This is a genomic window from uncultured Ruminococcus sp., from assembly GCF_947301925.1.
GTDB lineage: Bacteria > Bacillota > Clostridia > Oscillospirales > Ruminococcaceae > Ruminococcus.
On the sequence record NZ_CAMYUE010000019.1, the window covers coordinates 39,401 to 46,180 of the forward strand.

A 6,780-nucleotide genomic window follows, 5' to 3' on the forward strand; every position below is an offset into this window, starting at 1 on the left:
TCTGTTTACATAGTTTTTTGATGTATATAATATGATTATATACCGAGCTAAAGAATATGTCAATAACAATTTCATACAAATCATATTGACAAAGTAGATTTAACAAACTATAATATACTCATAGCATACCTAAAAGCATATCTCCCGAGGTGAAATAAATGAAAAAGGAAGTCAGACAAGCTATTTATGACAAATATATTGCACCGACAAAAAAAGAACGCCCCGACTATATCGGAGTGGAAATAGAAATGCCCGTTGTAAATCTCAGCGGACAGCCTGTTGACGAAGCTGTTTCCATTAAGACTGCCGAGAGCTTCATAAAGAACTTCGGCTTTATTGAGTCGGGAAAGGATTCAAACGGCAGTATCACATCTGCAAAGCATGAGGAAACAGGCGATATACTGTCCTTTGACTGCTGTTATTCAAATCTTGAATTATCTTTCGGCAAGGCTGTTGATCTTTTTGAGATAAAGAAAAGATTTGAGGACTACTGCCGCTTTCTCAATGCTGAATTCGCAAAGCACGGCTACACTCTCACAGGTATGGGCGTTAATCCCAATGCGGATATCAACCACAATCAGCCTATCCAGAATGAGCGCTACCGTATGCTTTATCACTATCTGCACTCTTACCCGCAGCACAAGAATGAAGTGGCAATGCGTTTCCATGAACGTCCCGATTTCGGTACATTCACCAGCGCCTCACAGGTGCAGCTCGATGTAAGATATGATGAACTCACAGACGTTATCAACGTTTTCGGACTTCTCGAGCCCTACAAGGCTCTGTTGTTTGCAAACTCCTATCTCCCCGATTATCCTGATTTTCTCTGCGTGAGAAATATGCTGTGGGAGCACAGTATGCAGGGCTATAATCCGCATAATGTGGGAATGTTCGGCAAAAAGGTGTCGGGTATTGACGAGCTTATCGACTATATAGGTACGCAGTCCATTTACTGTACAATGCGCGACGGCAGATACATAGATTTCACGCCGCTGACTTTAGATGAGTTCTTCTCCCGTGACTCTGTTGAGGGCGAATACTTCGACGGCGAAAATTATCAGAAGATAACATTCGTTCCGGAGATAAGCGACCTTGAATATCTGCGGACATTCAAATTCGAGGACCTGACATTCAGAGGAACTATCGAATACAGAAGCTCCTGCTGTCAGCCGCTCTCGGAAGCTCTGACAGTGGCGGCATTCCACACAGGTCTGAAGGAAAAGCTTTACAAGCTTAAAGAGATACTGGAAAAGGACGACGTTATCTACTCTCACGGCTTCAATGCCTTAGAACTGCAAAAGCTGCTGTCAAAGCAGAAACTTCCTGAATATATTGATACAGCAGCAGTTGAAAAGCAGCTCATAATAATACTCGATCTTGCAGCAGACGGACTTAAAAAGCGTGGTTTCGGTGAGGAAGTCCTGCTCTCTCCGCTGTATGAAAGGGTACATGAGCACACAAATCCTGCAAAAGAAATGCTTGACGGTATAAAAAACGGCGTTCCGCTGAAAAGCTTCATCGAGCAATACGCCGCTGTATAGCAAAGGGTATCATTTATACCTATAGTCGATTATAGATATTTGAGATTGGACATTTGTGAGAATTTGCAATATAATAATAACATCACAAAGAAAGGAGCTGTTCACGATGAAAAAGATTTGCTGCTGTTGTTTCTCGCTTAGCAATAGAATAGTCAATTTTCGGAGAAACAGCACTTTCGCTATCTGACTGCGCCTTTGTGTGCAGAAATAAAGATCAAGGGAAATGCAAGGCTCTGCATTTCCCTTTTTTATGCCTAAAAATAATTTTAAGGAGTTTTTATTATGAGCAAGTATATTTTTACATCAGAATCAGTTACAGAGGGACACCCCGATAAGGTGGCAGACAAGATCTCAGACGCTATCCTCGACGCATACCTTGAAAAGGATCCCAATGCAAGAGTTGCAGCCGAAACTGTCCTCAAGAACAATACCGTTATCCTCGCAGGTGAGATAAGCTCCTCTGCCGAGATAGATACAGAAAATGTAGTCCGCAATGTCATCAATAATATAGGCTACGACCACGCCGAGCTTGGCTTTGACGGTCATACCGCCGAGATAATCAACCTCCTCGACAGGCAGTCTCCCGATATCGCGCAGGGCGTTGATTCGGCTCTTGAAGTAAGAGATGAGCACGGCGACGAGATAGGCGCAGGCGATCAGGGTATCATCTTCGGATATGCTGTAAATGAGACTGAGGAGCTGCTGCCGCTGCCTATCTCACTGGCACACAGACTTGCATACAGACTTACGGAAGTCCGCAAGAACGGTACCCTTAAATATCTCCGTCCCGACGGAAAAACTCAGGTATCCGTTATCTATGAGGACGGCAAGGCAGTTGGTATCGACACTGTACTTATCTCCACTCAGCATGATGAAAATGTTACACAGGAACAGCTCCGCAGTGACCTTATCGAAAACGTGATAAAGCCAATAATCCCCGAGGAATGGCTCAATGACGAAGTACGCGTTCTTGTAAATCCTACAGGAAGATTCGTTATCGGCGGACCAGTCGGCGACAGCGGTCTTACCGGCAGAAAGATCATCGTTGACACTTATGGCGGAGCTGCTCATCACGGCGGCGGAGCTTTCAGCGGCAAGGACTCCACAAAGGTCGACAGAAGCGCTGCTTATGCGGCGAGATGGGCAGCCAAGAATATCGTTGCAGCCGGTCTTGCTGACCGCGCCGAGATACAGCTTGCTTACGCTATCGGAGTTGCCGCACCTGTGTCAATATACGTAAATACTTTCGGAACAGGCGTACTTTCCGATGAGGAGATACAGGCGGCAGTTTCCAAAGTGTTCGACTTCACTCCAAGGGGAATTATCAGAGAGCTTGAACTCAGAAAGCCTGTATTCGCTCAGACTTCTGCCTATGGTCATTTCGGAAGACCTGATGCTAACTTCTCTTGGGAGCGTACAAATAAAGCTGCTGAACTTAAAAAGGCGTTCCAGACAGCAGTCAGAGCATAACTCGCAGTCAGCTGCTGAATAAAGTTGAACTATCAATAGCTTATATATAACAAAACGGTACTCATAACGAGTACCGCTTTTTGTCTATTCATTTTTATTTCTTATACGGCTGATCGTGCGTTCAAACTCTCCGCTGTCAAGCCATTCAGCAAGAAAAAACTGTTCTAGCATAGGTACAGTACAGGAATAAAAGCCTACTCTATCATTGTACAATGTCAGATATTTCTTAGGAAGAACCATATATCCTGCTCTCAGCGATGGGGCTATCGTTTTGGAAAAGGTGTTGATATAGATCACGTTCTCGTCAGTCGTTTGAGCGAAAAGCGTCTGTGGTGCTTTTCCGTTCAGAGTAAATTCCGAGTCGTAGTCGTCTTCGATGATCACCGCATTTCTATGAGAAGCCCATTCAAGATAATAATGTCTGCGTTCAGCAGATGCAGTTATAAGGCTCGGAAAGCTGTTGAACGGCGTAACATGGAGTATCTTTGCCTGTGTGCGTTCAAGCTCATCGGGACGGATACCCTCGCTGTCCATTTCGAGCATATCGCAGACAGCGCCGTTTGCGGTATACACCGCATGTATCTTCTCATACGAGGGAGATTCCAAAGCTATCATATTATCTCTGCCAAGCATCTGGATGCAGAGTCCATACAGATATTCCGCACCCGAACCAATGATGATCTGTTCGCTTGAAACGTTTATGTTTCGACATCTTGCGAGGTAACGGCATATTGCGTCACGTAGCTCAGCACTGCCGCCTGTCGGAGATTTCATGAGAATGCGCTCTCCGCTGTCAAGGATTACTTTTCTTAGTAATGACGAAACCGTTGAGAAAGAGATGTTATCATTATGGATAATAACCGCATTTGAAGGTGTTGTGGAATCATTTTTCTTGTCAGATACAGGAAAGAAGTTATCCGAACAATACTTAACATAACAGCCGCTTCTCGGCTTCATTTCGCAGTACCCCTCATCGCATAAAAGCTGGTATGCGTGTTCAACTGTTATAATGCTAACAAGACACTCCTTTGCAAGCACACGTTTTGACGGGAGCTTCGCACCGTACACAAATGCTCCTGAGATGATACGACTTCGCAATTCCTGATAAATCTGCATATAGGCACAGATTGTGCTGCTGTGATCTATCTCAATGTACATTCTCTGCACCCCTTTGTATCTTTTTCTTGATTATACTACTTTTACCGGCGGTTTTCAACCATTTTGATGAAATATTCGTATACAGACGTATCATTGGTAAGTTCAGGGTGAAAGGCTGTCGCAAGCTGATTATCCTGCTGTACAGCAACTATTTTTCCTTTGATTCTGGAAAGCACGTTCACACCCTCTCCAACACGTTCTGCATAGGGCGCACGGATAAACGGCATTTCAATTTCTTTTCCTGCAAACTCATCAACACAGCGAAAACTGCCGAGCTGTCTGCCGTAAGCGTTCCGTTTTACGGTTATATCGAGCGTTCCGAAGCAAGGTTCCTCTCCCTCTATTTCTTTGGCAAGCAATATCATACCGGCGCAGGTCCCGAAAACAGGCAAGCCATTCTGTATTATTTCTTTCAGCGGTTCATACAGAGAGAGATCACCTAACAGCTTTCGCATAGCTGTACTTTCACCGCCGGGGAGAATCAGACCGTCAAAATGTCCGCTTAGGTCTTTTAGCTGACGGATCTCAAATGCTTCAACATTTATCTGTTTCAGCTTGGATATATGCTCTGCAAATGCTCCCTGAAGGGCAAGAACACCGATACGCATTATTTGCCCCTTTCTTCCATGATGAGCTTTATTTCCTGTTCATTGATGCCGACCATTGCTTCGCCAAGTCCTGATGAAAGCTCTGCTATCAGTTTTGCGTCTGTATAGTTGGTCACAGCCTGAACGATTGCTGAAGCACGTTTTACGGGATCGCCTGATTTGAATATACCCGAACCGACGAACACGCCCTCTGCTCCGAGCTGCATCATAAGGGCTGCATCAGCAGGAGTTGCCACGCCGCCTGCCGCAAAATTAACAACGGGAAGCCTGCCGCTGTCATGGACTTGTTTCAGCAGATCATACGGCACCTGCAGCTTCTTTGCTTCTTCATACAGTTCATCCTCACTGAGAGATACTGCGTGGCGTATCTGCGAATTCATCATTCTCATATGTCTGACGGCCTGCACGATATCGCCCGTGCCCGGTTCACCCTTAGTGCGTATCATCGAAGCACCCTCGGCAATACGGCGCAGAGCTTCTCCGAGATCTCTCGCACCGCAGACGAACGGTACTTTGAACTGCCGCTTATCAACGTGGTAAACATCGTCGGCAGGAGAAAGGACTTCGCTCTCGTCGATATAGTCGATCTCTATTGCTTCAAGTATCTGCGCTTCCACAAAGTGACCAATACGGCATTTTGCCATAACGGGAATCGTAACAGCTTCCTGAATCGAACGGATCATAGCAGGATCGCTCATTCTTGATACTCCGCCAGCGGCTCTGATGTCAGCCGGTATCCGTTCAAGTGCCATGACTGCACATGCACCTGCTTCCTGCGCAATGACAGCCTGTTCTGGTGTTGTAACGTCCATAATAACTCCGCCCTTGAGCATTTGTGCCAGTTCCTTGTTTAATTGATATCTGTCTTCCATGATAAAATCCTCACTTTCGTGTTTTTTATCATTATAGCAGGAGTTTTATCATTTGGATATATCCAGTTTTGTATTTTTTTATCGTGTCAGATGAAAAACTTATGTTAGACAATTACTTGAAAGAATAATAATTAAAATCTCACAGAATTTACAATTTTATAGTACAGCAGAAATCAATTATTACATTTTTTAGAAATTCTAAAAATACGATTAATATACATTTATTTGAACGACATACTTTTCATGCATTCACAGCGTTCCGCGACAGGCAAAAGAGATTTTAACCCTACACACCCCAAAACTCTGCTTATCACGTTCAAGTAAAGTATCAGGGAACAAATTGAGCCACTTGTGACTGAAACTGGTATTTCCGAAGTAAGCATCGAAATTTGAAACAGGTAGAATAACATAGTCAGAATCATCAGGCTTGTTGGCGATACAGTAAGCAATAACAGTTTCCGCCGCTTCATACGGCAGACCGTCGGGCAGCAGAGCCTTTATACGCTCTTTTTCATCATCAGAGAAGGAAATTTTCTTATCTGCCAGCGGTCCGAGCTCCAGAGCGTCAGCAAGTACATCATCAAACCGCAGTACCCACGCACCCTTGGTCTCGGGCGAGTAAAGCGATACCTGATACTGCTTGACCTTATCTCTCCAAGCAGCGTCAAATTTAGTTTTCAGCGGCTCAGCATTTGCAAGAGTAGCCTTACTCATAATATCGCTGTTCTTGGTAATGAACTTCTCGACTTTGTGAACGTGCCTGTAAAACCAGCCTTTTCCCGTCTTATCCACCAATTCGGGAAACTCCTCATGAAGGTCACTGAAATCAGTTTTGAACTGCCACTCCTCCTTTGGAGCGGCAGTTTTTTTGTCGGGGATACTGCACCATGCACAGAGAGCTCTCCTTGCATAGTCGATGTCGGGAGCGCCGTTTCCGAACATATATCCCCGAGCTATAATAGTCAGCACACGGCTCAGACCTGTGAAGTCCTTCATCATTTCAAAGCTGAAACGGCCGAGGAAGGAAAGGTCACGCTTTCCGCTGCATTTGTAAACAGGCTTTCCCGTGTAAGCCTTGAATTCTTCAATTTCGTTCAGCATTATTTCTCCCTCCTGACGTGCTTTTCGATC

Annotated in this window: 6 protein-coding genes; 2 read left to right on the plus strand and 4 right to left on the minus strand. The window is 44.8% G+C overall.

Going from position 1 to position 6,780, the window contains the following annotated elements; genetic code table 11:
- Nucleotides 1–158: 158 nt before the first annotated feature.
- Entirely contained in the window at nt 159–1,541 is a 1,383-nt protein-coding gene (locus Q0Y65_RS14150) for a glutamylcysteine synthetase (RefSeq protein ID WP_297961205.1), read from the plus strand.
- 282 nt (nt 1,542–1,823) lie between these two features.
- Nucleotides 1,824–3,011, plus strand: coding sequence for a methionine adenosyltransferase (gene metK / locus Q0Y65_RS14155; RefSeq protein ID WP_297961207.1), 1,188 nt, complete (start codon nt 1,824–1,826; stop codon nt 3,009–3,011).
- An 84-nt stretch (nt 3,012–3,095) separates the two neighbouring features.
- Here metK and Q0Y65_RS14160 read toward each other — a convergent pair whose 3' ends face one another.
- From Q0Y65_RS14160 to Q0Y65_RS14175, 4 genes are all read right to left on the minus strand, one after another.
- A complete protein-coding gene (locus tag Q0Y65_RS14160; RefSeq protein ID WP_297961210.1) occupies nt 3,096–4,169 on the minus strand; it encodes a PLP-dependent aminotransferase family protein in 1,074 nt (357 codons plus the stop codon).
- Between the two features lie 41 nt (nt 4,170–4,210).
- The gene (pdxT, locus tag Q0Y65_RS14165) at nt 4,211–4,777 is read right to left on the minus strand and encodes a pyridoxal 5'-phosphate synthase glutaminase subunit PdxT (protein ID WP_075425897.1); all 567 of its coding nucleotides are present in this window, start codon (nt 4,775–4,777) and stop codon (nt 4,211–4,213) included.
- A complete protein-coding gene (gene pdxS / locus Q0Y65_RS14170; RefSeq protein ID WP_100218890.1) occupies nt 4,777–5,652 on the minus strand; it encodes a pyridoxal 5'-phosphate synthase lyase subunit PdxS in 876 nt (291 codons plus the stop codon). The genes pdxT and pdxS overlap by 1 nt, the downstream gene beginning before the upstream one ends.
- Nucleotides 5,653–5,898: 246 nt before the next feature.
- Complete coding sequence (locus Q0Y65_RS14175; protein ID WP_297961213.1) at nt 5,899–6,750, minus strand: hypothetical protein; 852 nt, start codon at nt 6,748–6,750, stop codon at nt 5,899–5,901.
- Nucleotides 6,751–6,780: the final 30 nt, after the last annotated feature.